Annotated in this window: 18 protein-coding genes and 1 pseudogene; 10 read left to right on the forward strand and 9 right to left on the reverse strand. The window is 41.9% G+C overall.

Going from position 1 to position 19,705, the window contains the following annotated elements; all coding sequences use genetic code 11:
* The 3 genes and pseudogenes from G1O98_RS14555 to G1O98_RS14565 form a co-directional block, all read right to left on the reverse strand.
* Positions 1-819: pseudogene (locus G1O98_RS14555) on the reverse strand (glycoside hydrolase family 10 protein); the annotation flags it as partial.
* A gap of 97 nt (positions 820-916) precedes the next feature.
* The gene (locus G1O98_RS14560) at positions 917-2,254 is read right to left on the reverse strand and encodes a TIGR03279 family radical SAM protein (RefSeq protein WP_163929485.1); all 1,338 of its coding nucleotides are present in this window, start codon (positions 2,252-2,254) and stop codon (positions 917-919) included.
* Between the two features lie 112 nt (positions 2,255-2,366).
* Entirely contained in the window at positions 2,367-3,191 is an 825-nt protein-coding gene (locus tag G1O98_RS14565) for an undecaprenyl-diphosphate phosphatase (protein ID WP_163929458.1), read from the reverse strand.
* Between the two features lie 481 nt (positions 3,192-3,672).
* Here G1O98_RS14565 and G1O98_RS14570 point away from each other — a divergent pair, with 481 nt between their 5' ends.
* Together G1O98_RS14570 and psbU are read left to right on the forward strand one after the other, a co-directional pair.
* Positions 3,673-4,452, forward strand: a complete 780-nt coding sequence (locus G1O98_RS14570) for a DUF3120 domain-containing protein (protein WP_175586678.1) — start codon at positions 3,673-3,675, stop codon at positions 4,450-4,452.
* A 557-nt stretch (positions 4,453-5,009) separates the two neighbouring features.
* On the forward strand, positions 5,010-5,438 hold the full coding sequence (gene psbU / locus G1O98_RS14575; RefSeq protein ID WP_012410836.1) for a photosystem II complex extrinsic protein PsbU: 429 nt from the start codon (positions 5,010-5,012) through the stop codon (positions 5,436-5,438).
* Positions 5,439-5,605: 167 nt separating this feature from the next.
* Here psbU and G1O98_RS14580 read toward each other — a convergent pair whose 3' ends face one another.
* Positions 5,606-6,397, reverse strand: coding sequence for a basic amino acid ABC transporter substrate-binding protein (locus G1O98_RS14580; RefSeq protein WP_163929459.1), 792 nt, complete (start codon positions 6,395-6,397; stop codon positions 5,606-5,608).
* 227 nt (positions 6,398-6,624) lie between these two features.
* On the opposite strand from G1O98_RS14580, the gene G1O98_RS14585 reads away from it, so the two are divergent.
* Positions 6,625-7,824, forward strand: coding sequence for a PLP-dependent aminotransferase family protein (locus G1O98_RS14585; protein ID WP_163929460.1), 1,200 nt, complete (start codon positions 6,625-6,627; stop codon positions 7,822-7,824).
* 485 nt (positions 7,825-8,309) lie between these two features.
* Here the strand turns inward: G1O98_RS14585 and larC are convergent, their stop codons facing one another.
* Positions 8,310-9,596 carry a nickel pincer cofactor biosynthesis protein LarC gene (gene larC / locus G1O98_RS14590; protein WP_163929461.1) on the reverse strand — a complete coding sequence of 429 codons (1,287 nt, stop codon included), beginning with the start codon at positions 9,594-9,596 and terminating at the stop codon, positions 8,310-8,312.
* A gap of 79 nt (positions 9,597-9,675) precedes the next feature.
* Here larC and G1O98_RS14595 point away from each other — a divergent pair, with 79 nt between their 5' ends.
* The 3 genes from G1O98_RS14595 to G1O98_RS14605 all read left to right on the forward strand — a co-directional run bounded on the left by G1O98_RS14595 (position 9,676) and on the right by G1O98_RS14605 (position 12,825).
* On the forward strand, positions 9,676-10,335 hold the full coding sequence (locus tag G1O98_RS14595; protein WP_163929462.1) for an L-threonylcarbamoyladenylate synthase: 660 nt from the start codon (positions 9,676-9,678) through the stop codon (positions 10,333-10,335).
* Between the two features lie 396 nt (positions 10,336-10,731).
* Positions 10,732-11,949, forward strand: a complete 1,218-nt coding sequence (locus G1O98_RS14600) for a HetZ-related protein (protein ID WP_163929463.1) — start codon at positions 10,732-10,734, stop codon at positions 11,947-11,949.
* A gap of 399 nt (positions 11,950-12,348) precedes the next feature.
* Positions 12,349-12,825, forward strand: a complete 477-nt coding sequence (locus tag G1O98_RS14605) for a PD-(D/E)XK nuclease superfamily protein (RefSeq protein WP_163929464.1) — start codon at positions 12,349-12,351, stop codon at positions 12,823-12,825.
* Here the strand turns inward: G1O98_RS14605 and G1O98_RS14610 are convergent.
* Positions 12,797-13,654, reverse strand: a complete 858-nt coding sequence (locus G1O98_RS14610; protein WP_163929465.1) for a DNA adenine methylase — start codon at positions 13,652-13,654, stop codon at positions 12,797-12,799. The two genes, G1O98_RS14605 and G1O98_RS14610, sit on opposite strands and share 29 nt — an antisense overlap.
* Positions 13,655-13,819: 165 nt before the next feature.
* Between G1O98_RS14610 and G1O98_RS14615 the strand changes: the two genes are divergently transcribed.
* From G1O98_RS14615 to G1O98_RS14625, 3 genes are all read left to right on the forward strand, one after another.
* Positions 13,820-14,026: a DUF751 family protein gene (locus G1O98_RS14615; protein WP_012407479.1), complete on the forward strand. Its 207-nt coding sequence runs from the start codon at positions 13,820-13,822 to the stop codon at positions 14,024-14,026.
* 123 nt (positions 14,027-14,149) lie between these two features.
* A complete protein-coding gene (rbfA, locus tag G1O98_RS14620) occupies positions 14,150-14,569 on the forward strand; it encodes a 30S ribosome-binding factor RbfA (protein ID WP_114082051.1) in 420 nt (139 codons plus the stop codon).
* Between the two features lie 1,000 nt (positions 14,570-15,569).
* Positions 15,570-15,806, forward strand: coding sequence for a DUF4327 family protein (locus G1O98_RS14625; protein ID WP_012407481.1), 237 nt, complete (start codon positions 15,570-15,572; stop codon positions 15,804-15,806).
* Between the two features lie 521 nt (positions 15,807-16,327).
* On the opposite strand, the gene G1O98_RS14630 is transcribed toward G1O98_RS14625, so the two are convergent.
* Complete coding sequence (locus G1O98_RS14630) at positions 16,328-16,681, reverse strand: hypothetical protein (RefSeq protein WP_163929466.1); 354 nt, start codon at positions 16,679-16,681, stop codon at positions 16,328-16,330.
* Between the two features lie 163 nt (positions 16,682-16,844).
* Positions 16,845-17,591 (reverse strand): 3-oxoacyl-ACP reductase family protein, encoded by a 747-nt coding sequence (locus tag G1O98_RS14635; RefSeq protein ID WP_163929467.1) that lies wholly within the window; start codon positions 17,589-17,591, stop codon positions 16,845-16,847.
* Positions 17,592-18,209: 618 nt separating this feature from the next.
* On the opposite strand from G1O98_RS14635, the gene G1O98_RS14640 reads away from it, so the two are divergent.
* Positions 18,210-19,115 (forward strand): cation diffusion facilitator family transporter, encoded by a 906-nt coding sequence (locus G1O98_RS14640; RefSeq protein ID WP_163929468.1) that lies wholly within the window; start codon positions 18,210-18,212, stop codon positions 19,113-19,115.
* 62 nt (positions 19,116-19,177) lie between these two features.
* Here G1O98_RS14640 and G1O98_RS14645 read toward each other — a convergent pair whose 3' ends face one another.
* The gene (locus tag G1O98_RS14645) at positions 19,178-19,582 is read right to left on the reverse strand and encodes a response regulator (RefSeq protein ID WP_012407485.1); all 405 of its coding nucleotides are present in this window, start codon (positions 19,580-19,582) and stop codon (positions 19,178-19,180) included.
* Positions 19,583-19,705: the final 123 nt, after the last annotated feature.

The raw sequence follows: 19,705 nt of genomic DNA on the forward strand, positions 1-19,705 counted from the left end.
CTGCTCCCCTGCCCCCTGCCCCCTTGGTGCAGCTGCTACTGTTGTAGAGCAGTTTGGGGAACCTCCTGCTATTTTTTTCATCCGATTCGATGGCGCTAGGGCTGTCAAATAATGATTGATAGAAGCTTTTAACCAGGCATTATCTAACTCGGCGGCTGAGGCTGTATCTGTTCCCCAGCGCCAGCCCAAAAAGGTGGTACGCTCAGTTGTCACTACTGCCGCTGGATTATCTTTGGAATTCCAAACAGCAGGAGATTCAGTGCCCATATCATTAGGAATCACAACACCGCCGCGGATTTTTCCAAAGAGTTCGGTTTGATTTGCCCATTCTGGGATCTTGGTTTTTGTGGGCTTGATCTGTTCTATTTCACTAAGGCTGAATCCCCAATAACCTCCCAAGAGCGATCGCAATAACTGCCGTACTCCTGGCGATGACAAACTACCTATGGGGCCGCTAGCAATCAAACGCCCTCCCTTACTCATCCATTCTTCAAGAGCGATCGCTTGGGTTGGCGTTAATGTCTCGACGTTTGGCAAAAATAATACTCGGCGATCGCCCCAATCTGCACCACTCTTGACATCTGTTAAGGGAATTACACAATATTTCACCCCGATTGTCTGCAAGCGGTCAGTTATCCCTGTCCACTGATTCGCATTTTCTTGGCTATGCACTACGCTCAATACAGGTTCTTCAGTCGCTGCCGTGACTGGCAAAATATTAAAACTATTTAAAATTAAAAAGTTAAAACTTAAAATGAAGAATCCGGCTTTCTTTATGTGAGAATTTGCCTTTTCATGAAACTCTTCCCGATTCTTCACTACTGGCTCCTCAGTGGATTATTTGTTAGGCATTACTTCTTATTTATCATCCAGCATAACAATAAATTACCTCCGAAAAACAACTGATCTTTGATAACTAAACCTGAACAAAATTGGAAATGCATGTTTTGATTAAATCTTCAACTCCTGCTAGTGGGAAAATTTTTGTATTTAGTCTGCCAGCTAATTCCTCGATACTCATATCATCTAAAAACACTAATTCCCCATTTTTTAACATGACATTGGGTAGCAAAATCCCATCACCTAAATCTTGCTCTTCTAAATTTAAAAGTAAATCATGACCAGTTAGTAATCCGGTTACACTGATAGTTTGTCCCCAATAATCACTACATAAAGCCCGCATATTGACCTCTAAACCTTCAACACAATTTAAGCGTTTCAAAATTGGTTGAAATGCTTTTTCTACGGCGTTGCCCACTACCCAGGTCAATTTTCTTTGAGGATATACTTTTGGCGGGAGTAATTCTGCTGCAACGGTGGCAAATTGCTTGATAAATAGTTGAATCGAACCAACTCCGTTATCAATTTGGGGGTATTCTTCATATTCAGACTCACTGGGTAATTCTTCACCTGCAATCAAAAACCACTCATCGGCTAACCAAACAACGCTAGAACCAAATTGTTGGCGAAATTGTCGTGAGAGCATTTGCACTTGAGAAATCACTTCTTGAGCTTTTTCTCTAGTTACAGGGATAAGTTCATCTTCTGGAGGGCGAAACCGTGTCAACCCAACTGGCACAACTGCCACTGATGCCACCGCCGGGACTTCACCAGTATGAAAAGAAGTTAAATCTTTGAGAGTTTGTTCCAGATGTTTGCCATCATTTATACCAGGACAAACAACAACTTGAGCATGAATTTGTAGTCGCCTTTTTTGAAACCACTTCAGTTGTTGCAAGATTTGTCCCGCACGCTGATTTTTTAGCAGCCTAATTCTCACATCAGCTTCTGTCGCATGAACAGAAACATACAACGGAGACAAGCGCATTTGCTCAATTCGCTGCCATTCTCTTTCTGGCAAATTGGTCAGGGTAAGATAAGAACCGTACAAAAAGCTCAGACGATAATCGTCGTCTTTTAAGTACAAACTGGTGCGTTTACCTGGTGGCTGTTGATCTATAAAGCAAAATGGACAGCGATTATTGCACTGAATTAAGCCATCAAATAGGGCAGTTTCAAATTCTAGCCCCAAGTCTTGATCGTAATCTTTTTCGATTTCCAGGGTATGAGTTTTACCAGTAGCATCTAAAACTTCTAGTTCTAAAACTTCATCAGCACACAAAAACTGATAATCAATTAAATCGCGGGGACGTGTACCATTGATTGCAACGATCGCATCCCCAGCCTCAAAGCCAATCTCTGCGGCTATTGAGTCTGGTAGAACCTTGGTAATTCGGGCGGGATTAATATTCATGGGGCATTGGGCATGGGGCATTGGGAATTGGGAATTGGGAATTGGGCATTAGTCATTTACTTTGGACTAATGACTAATGACCAATGACTAATGACAAATGACTATTATTTAATTATCCTTTCCAACCTGCTGCGATCGCAGCTAAAATGGCGCTACCGAATGCTAATCTATACCAAACAAAAACCAAAGTATTCTTGGTTTGCAAGTACTTGATCAAAAATGCAATTGATAGGTAGGAAAAAATAAAGGTTGAAATAATCCCTACAATTAACAATCCCACAATGTTATCTGGCAACTCGTGGGCTTGAAATAATTTGAAGATTTTCAAACTTTTATACAGTGTAGCAATGGTAAGAGTTGGAAATCCTAATAAAAATGAGAATTTCGCTGCTGTATCGCGTTCTAATCCTAAAAATAAGGCAGTTGTCAACGTCGAGCCAGAACGAGAAACGCCGGGAATTAAAGCAAGTGTTTGTCCGAATCCAACTAAAATACCATCCCGAATTTGCAGTGAATCAAAACCTCGCTTGCGAGTACCAATTTTTTCTGCCAAAGCTAGTAATAGTGCCATGATGATTGACATGATGGCAATAATTAATGCACTCTCTGGTAGAATGTCTTTCAAAAGAAAGCCGAAAATTAAGGCAGGCAATGTTCCGACTACAATACCGACCAGAATTTTCCACTCCTCACGTTGCCAATCTTTCTCTTTGAATGCTTCGATTCCACCTTTGATAATACTAGAAATCAGCGACCAGAAATACCCCACAATTGCGATAACACTGCCAAATTGAATGGCATCAACAAAATCTTTAGAACCTAGTTCTTTCCAACCAAATACTTTGGTAAAAATCAGGAGATGTGCAGTACTGCTAATAGGTAAAAACTCTGTAATACCTTGAACAATACCCAAAATAAAAGCTTGAATAAACTCCATAGCAATTAATACCTTTTTCCTGTTCTAGACATGATTATGAACATTGTCTAGATGATGATGTTGCTTTATATACTCTCTACTGCACCTAATATCTTATAGAAAATTCGATTTTACCGATCAATAACATCATCTAAGACGCTGACCATGTTCTTACACCCACCTGAATAAGTCAACGAAATTTTGCCAGTTCATCAAACTTTAATATTTAATGGACTGATGCCGTTCACAAGAGGCAGGGGGGCAGTGGGAAGGGCAGAAAAACCACGCATAAGGGGTACTTCAATCCTCGGTATATTTGGAACAAGAAGGCTTTTGCCCACAAGCAGGACAAAGTTGACAAAGTAAAATTTTTTTTCTTGTCTCTCCCTACCCCCTTGCCCCACACTCCGGGAAATGTCTGTATAATTACAATGCCCCAGGGGGGGATTTTAAAATGTGATATCTTAAATAAGATAAAGTTTAGTAACAAATATTAAAAACTTTGATTAATAATACACTGTCCTCCTACACTGCTTCTACACCTTCTATTGATACTGAGTTGGATTTGGCTGATACTGGGCAGAATGGCATCAGGCAATTGGAATCTGCACTCTCCTTTTCTCCCTCTTTGCCCTTATCTATTTCTGCCCGACAAAATTGGTTAGTGTTTGCGGCGGCGGTGTTTTTGGTATCAGTGCCAGTATTTGTTGAAGCGCCAATAGTGCGATCGCTGCCAACTCTCAGTTTAGCGCTGACAGCATTTTGGGTGTGGCTAAGTTTTACCTTAATGTCACGTCCTGCAACTTATGTCTGGGGCGATTTGCTCTTAGGATTTAGCTGGAGTTGGTTAGCAGGAGCGATTTATTGGGGCTGGTTACGTTGGGAACCTGTATGGCATCTACCAGTAGAATCTATAGGCTTACCGTTTGCTTGTTGGTGTCTAGCGAAGAGTTGGGGCAAAGTTGGTAGCTGGTTTTATTTAGGATCTTTACTCGGTACAATTTTAACAGACGTATATTTTTATCTAGCCGACTTGATGCCTTATTGGAGGCAAATTATGAGAGTGGATGCAGATTTAGCACCACAAATCTTACAAAATGCCCTGATGCAAGTACAAACACCTTGGGGACAAACTTGGGCAATAACTCTCGCCTTAGTGCTATTAACAGTGGGGGTTTTAGCTTTAGGTGGAAAGCAAAGACAGTGGTATGCCTTTGGTGGCGCAGTTTTAAGCACAATTTTAGTAGACAGCCTATTTTTGTTAGCTGCGATCGCAGCGTGAAGAAAGCAGGATTCAAAAGATTGCAATGATCTTCTAGGCTTCTCTTAGCAAAACTTTTTCCAGTCAGTCTATGGCACATCAAGAATGATGCTGTAGATAATTAATTAGTTAAGAAATATTACATAATAATCCATCAGCCTCAAGTCTTCTTGCTAGGTTATTCGGTATTAGACATTAGACGGCTTCGTATCTACTAGGAAGCTAAAATCAGCGACCCCGAAAAGATTTCGTCTCCTTGGGAATGCTACCGGGATCATTGATAGAAAGCTATTACAGCTCTAGAGATACTCCGATCGCGAGAAAAATTTTTGCTAAAACCCCAGTCAAACCCAGTAACGGTAAATATTGTGGATATTAATACGCTGTATATTAGTTTCTGATGACTGCTGTGTTAATTAAGCTATCAAGTTTTGTCTTTTGTCCTTTGTCCTTGGCGCTCTCACGTAGACGCAATAGCGGCTTCCCGCAGGGTATGACTAATGGCTAATGACTAATGACTAATGACCACTGTTAGCTTAAAACTTTTATTTCTGTTTGATGGAAAGAGGTAGAAAATCGTGAAAGGATTGGCGCGTTTATTAACAGTGTTTAGTTTGTTACTTGGTTGCTGGGGATGGTTGGGAACAACTCAGATAGCCCAAGCTGCTAGTTTCAACAGTTTTGCTTTTCCTCAAGTGCCAATTCTGGCAATTGAGCGGCAGAATCGGGCAGATAAGAAGCTAGGAACGGAATTTGGTAAAAAAATTGATTTGAATAATACCAACGTCCGAGCTTTTCAACAGTTTCCAGGGCTTTATCCCACCCTGGCTAAGAAAATCATCACAAATGCTCCCTACAAAAATGTAGAGGATGTATTGGATCTTCCAGGATTGAGCGATCGCCAAAAAGCAACCCTGCAAGCCAACTTGGATAAGTTTACCGTGACAGAATTAGAGCCTGCCTTCAACGAAGGAGACGATCGCTTTAACAACGGCATCTACAGATAAGTTGTAGTTAATGTAGCAAATAGCAGCCCACTCCTGATTCTAGGGACTGGGACCATTCTATTAGAGATGAGTGGGACAAGGAGGATAAGGGAGATAAGAGGGACAAGGGGGACAAGGGGGACAAGGAAAATAACTATATCCAATTCCCAATGCCCAATTCCCAATTGTCAAGAGTTTGGCAATTGAGGGGGTTCAGCGTTAAACCATTTTTGATAAATTTGCTTGTAAGTTCCATTGGATAACAAAGTCTCTATACCTTTGTTTATTGCATCTAAATGGGGAGAGTCTTTAGGTGTAGCAATCCCGTAGTATTCTTCAGTGAGCAAATCGGCAACAACTCTGATGCCTTTGAGGTTGCCATTTTTAATGGCGTACAAAGTTGCAAAAGCATCGCTAACCACAGCGTCAACGTTGCCATTGAGCAAGTCTTGGAAAAATTCTGGCCCAGAATTAAAAGTACTAATTTTGGCATTGGGGATGGTTTTGGCAAAATCTGCCCCAGTGGAACCAATTTGTACAGCGATTTTTTTACCTTTGAGACTGTTGAAGTCTCTGATATTTTGGTTGTCTTCACGGACAGCGATCGCTAGTCCGGCTTTAAAATAAGGTCGTGAAAAAGCAATTGTTTTCAGGCGTTCGGCGGTAATGGTGATTCCGCTAATTGCCGCATCAACTCTTTTAGCTTGCAAAGTCGAGATCATGCCATCAAAAGGTAGACTTTCAAACTTGACTGCAAAACCTGCTACTTTAGCGATTGCATTCATCAAATCAATATCAAAACCTTCCAAGTCCCCGTTAGCCTTTTGGATTTCAAAAGGGACAAAGGTGGGATCTGTCGCCACTCTAAGAGGTATAGCATCTGAGTTATTAGTAGGATAGAAATTTTTACAGGCAATAATCAGTAGCAGACAGCCTAAGCTTAAAATTAGCTGCTTCCACTTGAGGTTAAATAATTTCACTGTAGTAATTCCGTTCTATCAGTCAAGATTCACGATAGTTGTCATGATGTTATAAGAAAGAATACATCCGTCAGCAGCCACAATCCACCATGAATGCTGGGCGACTAACGAAAGTTTCAGACCCCCACTCTCGTTAAAAGTTGAGATCAGAGGAAGCTTCCAATCTCGGTTTTCGCCAATTACCTTCTTGTGTGTTCTGTACTCTGACTTCCAATTTTTAACTACTTATGGTTTCTACAACCCCTGCTTACCGAATTACTGATTTGTTCGCCGAACGCGCAAAGAACCTTGCACCACCAACTTACGGTACAGAGTTAAGCAAAATCGTCACCGTCAGCTTTGCCTACGGTCTAGCCGATCCAATTCTCTTTCCTCACACTGACTTGGCTGCTGCAAGCGCCGTTGTGCTGGCAGAAGAGGCTCCGATCGCTCTCAATTACGGCCCACCTTCTGCTCAACTGTATGAGCAAATTATCCTCCGCTTGCAGGCGAAGGGAATTGCCGCCGATCGCGATCGCCTAATCATTGGCTACGGTTCTGGTCAAATTCTCGGCTTGCTACCAGATGTGTTTGTGGAACCTGGTGATGTAGTAATTGTGGAAGGGCCAACCTTCTTGGGAGTAGTTACCAGATTTGTCCACGCTGGCGCACGCATAATTACCATTCCTGTGGATGAGTTAGGAATGGATGTAGATGCACTAGAAGTAACATTGAACGATTTAAAGAAACAGGGTATCCGACCCCGATTTATTTATACTATTCCCACCTTTCATAATCCCACAGGTGCTACTATGCCGTTATTTCGCCGCCAAAAACTGGTAGCATTAGCGGCTGAGTATGGCGTTCTAATCGTGGAAGACGATGCTTATAGCGATTTGCGCTTTCGAGGAGAAACTATGCCCACCTTGGCAACTCTCGACCAAGAAGGGTGGGTATTATATGTGAGTACCTTCTCGAAAATTATTGCGCCCGGTATCAGGTTGGGATGGGCTTGCGGCGATCCAGCGATTATTGAGCGGCTGGCGATGTTCAAAAGTGAGGGGCCTGTGGGGCCATTTGTCAGCCATGTGGTCGCTCGCTATTGTGCTACAGGGAAACTAGAGAATCACATTCAAGAGCTTATTGCCTGCTATAAACATAAGTGCAATTTGTTATTAGAAGCGATCGCTCAAGAGTTTCCCAGTGATGTAGTTGCTCTGCGTCCCGATGGCGGCTTCTTCGTTTGGTGTAAATTGCCACCAGATATCAGCGCTAAAGCACTTCTGATGGCTGCCAGTGAACATGGCATCAGTTTTCTGCCAGGGACTCGCTGCTACGCCAATGGACAAGGGGATGATGCCATCAGGTTAGCTTTTAGCTTTCAGCCAACACAGAAGATTGTTGAGGGAATCGCTACATTAGGATCGGTATTGCGAGGATTGAGGTAATTCGTAATGACGCTCTCTATGAGATGCTCTTGCTAGCTTGCTTCTCCCAAAAATCGAGATTTGGGACTTGTTAAATATCAACCCAAATCTCAACTACAAGAGACTTTGGACTTATCTCCACACCCCAATACTTTTCGGTTAAGGGGGAAAGGGTTTGAATTTCCCTTTCCCCATTACCCTTTAACCTTTCCCCAGACCAAAAGAGAGATTATTGGGTTTAACCGAAAAGTATTGCTCCACACCCCACTTGACATTTTAGTGATCGCTTTAAGTTGTCACCAATCTAGGCAGTATAAGAACGAGGAGATTAGCCCTTTTAAGGTGGGTAAAAATATTGGTCAACCAATTCCTTTTTAACCTCTTTTCTCTGTGTTCTCTGCGTCTCTGTGGTAGATAAATTACTTTTAAACCGCAGAGACACAGAGAGCGCAGAGAGAAGAAAAGAGATTTTACAAGTCACCTTGAAAGGGCTAGAACTAGGAGATTTAGTTATTGACCAAATACCAATTTTGTAGCGCCAACCGTTGAATTTCGCGCCAGGGGATATTATGTTTTCTGGCTAATTCTGCACAATCTTCATATTCTGGCTGCACATTGGCAATAACTTTCTCTGGTGATTGTCCATTCCATGCTACCTTGACACGTACTTTGCCATATTCAATTTCCACTTGTTGAATTTCCCGTTGTAAAATGGCGCGTTGCTGAGTTGTTCGCCGAATACCCAAAGTTGTAGTTTCACGGAATATAACCGATTCACAACTGAGTAAATTTTCTGGATGACAAATTACAGTCAGCAAAATCCCTGGACGGGACTTTTTCATACCGATCGCTTGGGTAAAAACATCCACTGCACCAGCAGCAAACAAAGCCTCAAAAACATAGCCGATCGCTTGCGGATTTAAATCATCAATTTGGGTTTCTAGTACCGAGATAGTTTCTAAATTTGAGCTAGTATCTTCACAATTGCTGAAATTTGACTGTAAACTTGCGCTTTCGCCCAGCCAGAGGCGTAAAATATTGGGAATTGGTAAATTTATGGTTCCTGCTCCCAATCCTACCTGCTTGATAGCGATCGCGGGTGGTGAACCAAAATCTCTTACCAAAGTAGTAGCGATCGCAGCTCCTGTGGGTGTCACCAGTTCTCTATCAATGCCATTGCTATAAACTGGACAACCCCGCATTTCCCAAAGTTTTAATACTGCTGGTACTGGTACTGCCATTTGACCATGTGCAGCCCGAACAGTACCGCCACCAGTGGGAAACGCCGAGCAGTAAAGCAGGGGCCATCCTTCGTCATTACTCTCAATCCCCAACCAATCTAGCCCCAGGCAAGTACCCACAATATCTATGATCGCATCTATCGCACCCACTTCATGAAAATGAACTTTTTCAGGGGAAATCCCATGCACCGCTCCTTCTGCGACTGCTAGCTGTCGGAATACTGCCAAACTCCAAGCTTCTGCCCGTGATGGCAACCCCGCTTTGAGAATCATCTGTTCTATTTCTGGCAAGTGGCGTGTGTGATGGTGATTGTGTTCGTGGTCATGGTGGTCATGGTGATGGCGATCGTGTACTAAATCCACATGAACTTTAGTCGCCTGCTGACCATTCCGTTGGACAAGTTCTGCTCTTAACTGATATTCCTGTTCAATTCCCAATCCATTGAGCTTTTCAATTAAATACTCCACAGGAACACCCAAACTTACCAAAGCACCCAGGCACATATCACCAGAAATTCCTGTCGGACATTGAAGATAAGCAATTTTATTCATAATAAATTAGTCATTAATCATTAGTCATTAGTCATTAGTCATTCTTTCCTATCCCCAGTCCCTAGTCCCCAATCCCTCTATGGCTAAAATTTTCTCAGTTCATCCGGATAATCCTCAAGTTCGCCGAATAGAGGAAATAAAGTCGGCGCTTTCTAGTGGCGCAGTCATGCTTTACCCTACTGATACAGTTTATGCGATTGGTTGTGATTTGAATGCTAAGTCGGCGGTAGAACGAGTGCGGCAAATTAAACAGCTAGCAAATGATAAACCACTGACATTTTTATGTCCCTCGCTTTCAAATGTGGCAACTTATGCCTTCGTAAGTGACACAGCCTATCGGATTATGAAACGCTTGATTCCAGGGCCATACACGTTTTTGCTCCCAGCAACTAAATTAGTACCGCGATTGGTGCAAAGCCCCAAGCGGAAAAGTACTGGAATTAGAGTACCAAACCATACTGTGTGTTTGGAGTTGCTGGCAGCTTTGGGCAATCCGATTATTTCAACTTCAGCACATCTGCCACCAGATGAAGCAGATAACGGCATGATTCGGATAGATCCAGAAATTGTTCAGTCGCGGGTAGAGCTATTTGACCGTTTGGACAAGTTGGTAGACATAATTGTAGACACTGGTGAAGAACCTACTTATGAAGTCTCTACCATCTTAGATATGACCGGAGACGAAGCAGCAATTATACGGAGGGGTTTAGGTTGGGAAGCAGCAGCAGCATGGGTATAAGAATGAGACTTCACACGCACACCTCTCCGTTTCGGAAATTGTGATAAAAGCAACTCCAGTTTTTAAATTGTCATATTTAAACGTGATGTCTACGACGGGCACAGATGCAATAACAGGATGGTGGTAATAGTAGGTACAGCAAGGGATTTGACAACTTTGAGAAAATGGTGGGTACTCATGTACTCGCGTCAATGTGGTGGCTTGTGAAAAAACCGACACATTGGCATAACTGTAACTCTCTCGTATTTCCTACAGTTTTATATATGAGCTTTAGATGTGAGCATTATATGGGGCAAGTCTTAATTGATAAATGCCCAAAGATTCACAAGCCTTGGCCGGCCTTAATTGCTGTGTCTGCGTTGTAATTACGGTGCAATACTACTCCCTGGAAAAGTCATGAAAGCTAACGTCATCAATCTACCAAACTCTACACCCATTTTTGAAAACCACCTTTCGACCGAAGAATTTTCAGACAGCAGCGAAACCTTGATTGAATTGCTGTGTCAAGAAATGCAAGCACAAGTGAAAGCAGCACCCAGATGCGTAGAAGCTTTAGCAAACCGCATAGCCGTAGAAGTAGAACGCATTTGCGATAAAAGCTCGCGTATCCAAACATCTGGGCAAATCAAATCCTGGCAGATTACGCTGGGAAGGCATCGGATGCAAAAGTGCTTACGTTACTACCAACTAGGTTCCAAACAAGGGCGGGTGGAATTACATAGTAATTTGGGTGCTATGGTTTACCGCCATGTAACTTTATCTGGCTCAGAGTTGGGCTTTGATGCTCGTTACAGCCTAATTGAAGATTTTTTACAAGCATTTTATATCGAAGCTATCAAAGCTTTCCGCAGAGAAAACGAACTACCTGACGATCACACACCGCGTACTCAGCTGCAATTAGCTGAATATATGGCGTTTACAGAACAGTACGCCAAACGTCGCATCAATTTACCTGGTGGTGCAAATCAGCAATTAATTATCTTGCGGGCCCAAGGTTTTGCTCGTCGTCAGCCGCAAGAAACTACCGTGGATATTGAAATGGCGGTGGAGTCTGCTAAAGGTGAAGAAGCAGAATCTTACCAGCGTAACTCGGCGGTGCAACAGTTGCGATCGCAGATGATTGCCCAAACTAATTTCGATCCATCTGAAGAGTCAGAACGCGATCGCGTCATCACTGAATTGATGAAATACCTGGAGTCTCAAGGTCAATCTGACTGTATGAACTACCTCAGCCTGAAACTTCAAGACCTCTCAGCCCCAGAAATTGACCAAATTCTCGGTTTAACCAGCCGTCAGCGCGATTATCTCCAACAACGCTTTAAATACCACGTAGAAAAGTTTGCCAAACAACATCACTGGCAATTGGTACATCAATGGTTAGGCGCGGGTTTAGAGCAAAAGTTGGGTTTATCTTCCCAACAGTGGGAAATCTTTGTGAATCAACTCACAGAACAACAACAGCAAATATTACAGTTAAAAACTGCAAGGCAAACTGACCAAGCGATCGCTAAAACCATCAAATGCACCCCCAAACAGTTACAAAAGCGCTGGACTCAACTATTAGAACTAGCATGGTCTATCCGCAACGGTCATACTGAAGCACAAACAGGTTGAAGCTAAGGTGAAATAACCAAAAAACATTATCTAAGCTTATGACTGGGACGAGGAGCGCGAATTTAGCTTATACACTAAGTACAAAATCTCATTAATTCGTAGTGAATTCTTTGCGTGCCTCTGCGCTTCCCTCTGCGCCCCTATGCGTTTAAATTTCACCTTCAATTCGCCACGATCTTCCACAAATAACTCTTATCTGAATTACTAACTTGTACCTCATCCAAATTATTAATACATTTGTATTTCTTTAGTACAAAAATACCAATAATTTCCGATTTTTTACCCATTAATCCAACCTTGTTTACGTCATAATCAAAAATTCATATTAAGAAACTGACCCTTTTTTACTACTTCTGTGAAATCCTATAATTAGTAGGACTTTTGGCAGAGGGATTTAGGATGGCTCTGACTCAAGGCGGACGGGCAAATAAGTCGGGGAATATTTTAGAAGGAAATGTTGAAGCAATCTTAAATGGACATAATTATTTCCAAGTAGGGAACTATGTTCCAAAAGAATTTATACTAAATGCTGCTTTATTACCAAAGCGCTATGGAAAAGAAGTTTATATTGGAACTGGGATTTATCATACCGATTTGAAGGTTGATTTTTATGTTGTTGGCTCACCTGCAATGCCATCTGGTTTAATTTTCGAGTGCAAATGGCAAGAAAGCCCCGGTTCTGTCGATGAAAAGTTTCCTTACTTGAACATGAACATCCAGAACTATTACCCTGCACCAACTATCGTCATTTTAGGCGGGGAAGGTATGCGAGAAGGTGCCAGCAAATGGCTAAAAGCAAGAGTTAATGATAACCATAATTTATTAGCAGTTTATAGCTTAGACAGATTTATTGCTTGGGCAAATAAAAATCTTTAAAAGATGTAATTAATAGTTCGTCAATCATGCCTCTATTTTTTATATTGGAGTTAATTGATCGGGCTGCTTTGATTTTGTAGGTTTCAAAATTGATATCTGTATAAATATTACTAATAAATTCGCTATCAGAATTACAGACCATAACTTTAACACCACGACTTGCCAACTCTGCACAAGTATCTCTTAAAAGTTCTTGGTCTTTTTTACTAAAACAATTTTGACTATAAGCGGTGAAATAGCTAGTATCACTTATAGGATGATAGGGTGGGTCAAAAAATACAAAGTCATCACTGCTAGTTGCATGATTTAGGACTTCTGTAAAATCTGCTTGTTTAATTTCTGCATGAGAAAGCGCTTCTGATGCAGCTTGTAGTAAAACCTCAGAGCAAATATTGGGATTTTCATATCTGCCTAAAGGCACATTGAATTTTCCCTGTGAATTGACTCGATAAAGACCATTAAAACAAGTCTTATTCAGATAAATTAGACGAGCTGCTTTTTCTAGATCAGTGCCACCAGAGTTGTTTCTGACACTATAATAATAATCTTTATTATGTCGAATTTTATGCTCTTTCAATAGAGAAATTAATTCTTCAACACGATCTCTAACACAACAATAAGTGTTAATTAATTCGGCGTTAATATCAGTTAAAGTTGCTGTTTTTGGTTGGAGATAGAAAAAAACAGCACCACCACCTAAAAATGGTTCATAGTAATTTTTATAACTTTTGGGAAAATAAGGAATATATTGCTGTATCAACCTACTTTTACCCCCTGCCCACTTCAAAAATGGACGCGGGCTAGTTTCCTTGGGGATTTGAATTACCATTTACTTGCGATTTAACTGAAAATAATCGTGACTAAATAAAGCCAATATAACCGACGAGGCATATTTTATATTAGCTGGCTAATTTTCCGGCTGCATAGATTACAATTGAGTTGATAAAGCATATCAAAACAAACGTAAGTATATAACAAGGCAGTTTAGATTCAGATGTTTGACGGATTTTGGGATAACGTCTTTCGCTACCCCCGGTACTTAATTACTATCGTCTTAGGGCTGTTTTTGAACACCTTTGCGCCATTAGTGCCACTGTTGAAGCGCCCTGTTACCTTAATCGCCCTCTTAGGTTTATTTGTGAGCAGCCTAGTCTTTCTTACTTTCACCCTACGGGCAATGCTGGGCTTGAGTGCAATCTAGACTAGCGCTATATCGGGGCTATGCCCTACAGACGGTTGCTCTTGGCGTTGCTTTCGCTAAGTACTGTCTACCCAAATTGCATCTATTTTTGTCGTACAACCTCTGTCAGGAGGCGAAATTTTTATGGCTACAAATCGCCGGGTTTCCCGCGTTGCAGAATTGATCAAACGGGAAGTTAGCCAAATGCTGCTCAACGGCATTAAGGATGACCGTGTGGGTACAGGAATGGTAAGTGTGACTGATGTTGATGTTTCTGGCGATCTCCAACACGCCAAAATCTACGTCAGTATCTATGGTACAGATGAAGCTAAGGTAGAAACAATGGCAGGCTTAAAGTCAGCCACAGGTTACGTCCGCAGTGAACTTGGGGCGCGGGTACGGCTACGTCGTACACCAGAGGTCATCTTTCTCGAAGATCGTTCCATAGAACGCGGTAACAAGGTATTGGCACTACTAAGCCAACTCAATCACGATCGTCCGCCAGAAAACCTGTTAGCAGTAGAAGACAGCACAGATGAAGATGATGAATCATTTAGTGAATAAGTAACTTAAATAACAATGTAACTTCAGAACAATTAATCTCAGCAAATCCGCCAAACAGTTTACAGACGTGACTAGATCGCGTCTGTTTTAATGTAACCATAACCAACTTCAGCGATCGGTAGTTGCATCTATACGCTTGATGTTTGCCTTGGCTTTCGTCTTTACTCTACTAGGACTTACGCAAAACTACACGCGGTAGGGGCAATACTCTGCGGGTACTCCGTTGGAGAATTCGTAGAGTAGCCGCTTCTCTAGAGATGCTTTGCATAGCTTACTTCGACCTAGGAGTATGCGTTTACATGAATTTCCGCTAAGTGAAAATTATGGTTTTGGCTGTACCCTGTGGGAAGCGAACGCAACGGTGGCTTCAAATCTTAGGGGTTGAATCCCCAACTGATTTGCTCCTCCTGCCTTTACTCCACCCTTCTACAGATGTTGATCAAAAGAAAACTGTGTAATATTAGTGCTGAAAATAACTAAGCAATTGCAATTTTACTTAAGAAATTGTTAACAGATGATAGGGTAAAAGCCTTCGTAGTGTACTTTAGCCGTTATGTTTTGCAACAGTTTATACCGTAGTATCTGACAAATATTCTTGTGTTGTTTACCCTTAGATAAATACCAGCAGTTCTAGATCCGGCTTTAAGGTGATTATTTGATATGTAAGCGATTGCAATATGAATTCTTACCACCCAGCGAATCTTGCCTAAATACAGTAATGGCAATACTTTCAGACTTGTTGCATAAAAACCATACAACCGCCATAGCAGGTTAAGTTAACTACTCGGAATTTTTTTTGTAAAGCAGATTTTTGATAAATGTCAGGATTCGTTGACTTTCTTAACATTTCTTGAGATAATTTCAGGATATCTAGCGTCAAAATAAAAATAGTTCCGTATAGCAAACTACAAAATACTAGCCACAAGTCTAATTTCTGTAATGTTTGTTCCTAATTATTAACGGGAACACTATCGTAAGTGTTAATTTGTGAGTAAAAACCATGAGTGTGAATACGGTGCCTTCTATCAATTACTACTCTCTCGATTTGATCCAAGACGAAGCACGTCGACTGGTGCAAAAGGGAATGATTAGCCGACAACAGCCAATATATACCCTTTGCCAATACATTCCAGCGAGAGAGTGGGTTTGCGTTGAATGTGAATTAGAGAAATGTGACTTTTTGTTGCGCGATCGCATTGGCGACCTAATTGGTCGTGAACAGTGGGACAACGACTAAATCAATGTTTGATTTCGGGTTTGGGGTTGGGGGTTAATTTTCGATGTGTGGATGTCACAGTCAACGATCCTACGCCCAATTTGGGGGATAATCTCTGGTTTTTAATGAGCATTGCCCCATACAAAATCTTGCGTTTTTCATTAACACAGAAGCATTGGAGTCTTAATTTATATAAGTTTTCAAGTTAAAGAAAGCATCAGAACTATTTTTTCTATATATCTGGTGCTACAGCTTGAGTTTAATATGTAAATTCAGTGAAGCTCCTACATTGATCCGATAGAAGTGTAGGAACTTCACTTTTGACTCGCAATTGACAGCATCGCTTACTTTAGGGAAGCGATCGCTTGCTGTTCAAAGGTAGAATCCGTCTGGAAAAGTTTGCTCAGTCGGGCTAACCAACACCAGTTGCGACAATAGAGGAAGCCTCCGCAAGTAACTGGCTCAATTTTCGCAAAATCCCAAATTTGTATAGGATTATTTGTTAAAAAATCTCTAAAAGCAGAGAAAAATTATATAAACGATTATCCGACCTGCTCTAAATATTGATTAATGTCTTCAATAATACGGGTAAGTTCAGCTTCAGTAGTCAAGCGGATGTTGACGTTGCGGACAGTGAGCAAAACTTTGGCTGCGAAAGGCGTTGGCCAGATATTAGGATTACAGAAAATTTCTAAAAATACTTCACCCGTATAACGATATTCCATTGGAGGCTGGGGAGTGACTTTACCACCGCCAGGAGTGGGTTTAGCGGCGATAGCTTTCAGGCGCTCCATCAGTTGATCTGTCGCTGTCTTTAATTCTCGTGCTGCTTGGGGTGAAAAACTGAAGGAGACAGAACCTTCAATTAGGTTCAATGTTAGAGGAATTGAAGACATAAGTTTTTATTAAAGCTTATTGATAAGTACTAATCTTACCGGAAGAAGAGACGAAGCCGCCGAGATCGACGGCGGCGAAGCCCAATTTTTTGAGGATGCACCCCAGCGCTGATATTGTCGCCAGACAGATTTACACGATCGGATTTTTCTTGGTTCTGCTTTATCAGGCTGAAAAGCCACCATCAATCTTCAGGCTTGCACCGGTAATGAAACCAGCTTCTGCACTGGCGAGATAGGAAACCATCTCGGCGACTTCTTCTGTTCGACCATACCGTTGGAGGGCAATCATACTTTTCATAGTGTCGGCAAAGGGCCCTTCCGCCGGATTCATGTCAGTGTCTATCGGGCCGGGTTGAATATTGTTCACCGTGATGCCACGAGGACCGAGATCGCGGGCAAGACCGCGTGTGAAGCTTGCAATCGCACCCTTGGTTAAAGCGTAAACGGAGCCGCCAGCAAAAGGCATTATGTCACTGTTGACGCTGCCAATCATAACGATCCGTCCGCCCTCACCCATGTGGCGGACAGCCTCCTGAGTTGCAACAAAGACACCCTTGATGTTAACCGCAATCAGCCGATCAAAATCATCCATTGAGAATTGATCGATTGGGGCTAAAGTGGCGACCCCCGCATTGTTCACAAGGATGTCAAGACGACCAAAGGCTTTCACTGTATCGGCAACAGCATTTTTTACGGCTTCGACATTGGCACTGTCGGCGCGAAGAGCCTTGGCTTGACCACCTGCCGTTTCGATGGCAAGCACCACCTCGTCGGCTTTTTGCGGCGAGCTAGTGTAGGTGAGGGCGACTGCTGCACCATCCTTTGCGAGACGTTTGGCGATCGCTGCTCCCAGACCGCGTGAGCCGCCTGTTACCAATGCCACCTTACCTGTAAGTTTTTTGGTACTCATAATATTCGTGATTGAAACTTGCCGTCTGAGGAAAATTGACCTTTGGAATTATATGGCTCAAGTTCTTACTCAAACTCGTAAGAGGATTAAATTTTCACTCATCACTCTGGCTTGTTAATTTATTTTTAGCGAGGGGAACGCGAAATTTTACCTCTAGGTTTACTAATTATTCCAAAACCTGTAAATATTTTTCGATTTTGCTGCTCAAATTTTGACCATTTTTTGAATGAAGCGCAGGCTTCTTTATCCTTGCAAAGTAGCAAATGAAACTCATTCACTCATCAGTTATCCTAAGTAAATACACACCACTGATGGTCGTCATAGTATCTCTGGATACAATTTTGTTTGGAGTAACTAGATGTAGAAATAACAAAATTAATTAAAATATTTCTGGAATTAATGCTAAAAATATGCTGTTATTTATAAAGGCAATTACTAATAGCTATAAAGCTTGTAGCTGCTGTTAATTATAAATAATCTCAACAGAATAGTATAAAAAATAGAGTCTATAGAGAGACTTAATTCTTACTGCGTAAGACTTTGATACATTTGATTTGTGTTTATTTATGTTTTGAGTTCTACATTAGAAGTCATAGAACTTGATGTGATAAATTATCTATGCTTTACGATAACCGCGCCGAAGTGCGAAAGGTTTTAATTATTACCCTACTGCTCAACCTGTTTGTAATGGGATTGAAAGCACTTGTGGGTTACTGGACAGGTTCGTTGAGTTTGCTAGCTGATGCCTTGCATAGTGTGACAGATAGCGCCAACAACGTTTTAGGATTAATTGCAAGTAAATTTTCTTCTCCACAACCCGATCGCGAACATCCCTATGGACACAGCAAGTTTGAAGCTGTGGGGGCTTTAGGAATAGCCTCATTTTTAGGAATAGCCTGTTTTGAAATTCTGCAAGGAGCAATTGAACGAATTCTCAAAGGTGGTGGTGAACCTGTGAGAATATCGCCACCGGAGTTGTGGTTATTACTAATTGTGCTGGGCGTGAATATTTTTGTGGCGTTTTACGAACGTTCTGTGGGTAGGCGGGTAGGTAGCTCAATCCTCATAGCTGACGCGACACATACCATGAGCGATATTTGGGTGACAATCTCTGTAATTGGCGGCTTGATCGGAGTTTGGCTAGGTTATCAATGGATGGATTTGGTGTTAGCTTTTCCTGTCGCCTTGTTGGTATTTTGGAGTGGCTGGTCAGTTTTAAAAGAAAATTTGCCTTGGCTTGTGGATCAAATGGCGATCGCACCAGAAGCAATTCATGCGATCGCTACTTCTGTTCCAGGTGTAATTAACTGTCATGATATTGCTTCTCGCGGTGTTCTTGGTCGTCAGGTATTTATTGAAATGCATTTAATAGTAGATGCACCAGACGTAGAAACCGCTCACCACATCACCGAAGAAGTAGAAAGCCGATTAGAAGAAAGGTTCCGTCCAGTCAGGATTTTAATTCACGTAGAGCCACCAGCATATAAGTCTGAGCAAATTAGCTTTGAAACTGGAGCAAAGTAGTTTCAGCAATTCCAAATCAAGCCCTATTCATTTAATGACCCACAAATGACTGCATCTTTGCGTTAATTCTTATAAGAAGCAACCAAATCAGCAACGATCGCAACTAGTTCTCCTGGATCGACTGGTTTAGGCACATGAGTCTGAAAGCCTGCTTCCAGCGCACGGCTACGATACTCGCTATCACCATAAGCAGTTAAAGCGATCGCAGGGAGTTTTTCCCAAATATCAGGCTTCAGCGCCCGGATCTTGCGAATAAGGGTGTAGCCATCTTCACCAGGCATAGCAATATCACAAATTAAGACATCTGGCTGCAACTCAGGTAGTACTTTCAATGCTACCGCCGCCGATGGAACTGCCATAACGGTGCCTCCATCAGCTTCTAAAACGGTAGTAATGTAAAAGCGGCTATCGTCATCATCATCAACTACAAGGATGTTTAAGCCAGCAAGGGGGAGAGGAGGTTCCATAACATCTCCATAAATGTTTATCAAATGAAAGTTATTTCTAATGAGCTGCTGGTTTTTTGTCTTTTACCACACCCTTGGTAATTTTACTGCGATCGCGCCTATTTTTCTAGACAATAATTCAAT

Source organism: Nostoc sp. UIC 10630 (genome assembly GCF_010747425.1).
Taxonomy (GTDB): Bacteria; Cyanobacteriota; Cyanobacteriia; order Cyanobacteriales; family Nostocaceae; genus Nostoc.

Excerpts from the sequence above, each read along its gene's own strand:
- rbfA (WP_114082051.1), top strand. The coding sequence starts at position 14,150 with ATGGCTACAAATCGCCGGGTTTCCCGCGTTGCAGAATTGATCAAACGG.
- G1O98_RS14610 (WP_163929465.1), bottom strand. The coding sequence starts at position 13,654 with ATGGTAATTCAAATCCCCAAGGAAACTAGCCCGCGTCCATTTTTGAAG.
- G1O98_RS14635 (WP_163929467.1), bottom strand. The coding sequence starts at position 17,591 with ATGAGTACCAAAAAACTTACAGGTAAGGTGGCATTGGTAACAGGCGGC.
- G1O98_RS14630 (WP_163929466.1), bottom strand. The coding sequence starts at position 16,681 with ATGTCTTCAATTCCTCTAACATTGAACCTAATTGAAGGTTCTGTCTCC.
- G1O98_RS14595 (WP_163929462.1), top strand. The coding sequence starts at position 9,676 with ATGGCTAAAATTTTCTCAGTTCATCCGGATAATCCTCAAGTTCGCCGA.
- G1O98_RS14560 (WP_163929485.1), bottom strand. The coding sequence starts at position 2,254 with ATGAATATTAATCCCGCCCGAATTACCAAGGTTCTACCAGACTCAATA.
- G1O98_RS14625 (WP_012407481.1), top strand. The coding sequence starts at position 15,570 with ATGAGTGTGAATACGGTGCCTTCTATCAATTACTACTCTCTCGATTTG.
- G1O98_RS14600 (WP_163929463.1), top strand. The coding sequence starts at position 10,732 with ATGAAAGCTAACGTCATCAATCTACCAAACTCTACACCCATTTTTGAA.
- G1O98_RS14615 (WP_012407479.1), top strand. The coding sequence starts at position 13,820 with ATGTTTGACGGATTTTGGGATAACGTCTTTCGCTACCCCCGGTACTTA.
- G1O98_RS14565 (WP_163929458.1), bottom strand. The coding sequence starts at position 3,191 with ATGGAGTTTATTCAAGCTTTTATTTTGGGTATTGTTCAAGGTATTACA.
- larC (WP_163929461.1), bottom strand. The coding sequence starts at position 9,596 with ATGAATAAAATTGCTTATCTTCAATGTCCGACAGGAATTTCTGGTGAT.
- G1O98_RS14605 (WP_163929464.1), top strand. The coding sequence starts at position 12,349 with ATGGCTCTGACTCAAGGCGGACGGGCAAATAAGTCGGGGAATATTTTA.
- G1O98_RS14585 (WP_163929460.1), top strand. The coding sequence starts at position 6,625 with ATGGTTTCTACAACCCCTGCTTACCGAATTACTGATTTGTTCGCCGAA.
- G1O98_RS14645 (WP_012407485.1), bottom strand. The coding sequence starts at position 19,582 with ATGGAACCTCCTCTCCCCCTTGCTGGCTTAAACATCCTTGTAGTTGAT.
- G1O98_RS14640 (WP_163929468.1), top strand. The coding sequence starts at position 18,210 with ATGCTTTACGATAACCGCGCCGAAGTGCGAAAGGTTTTAATTATTACC.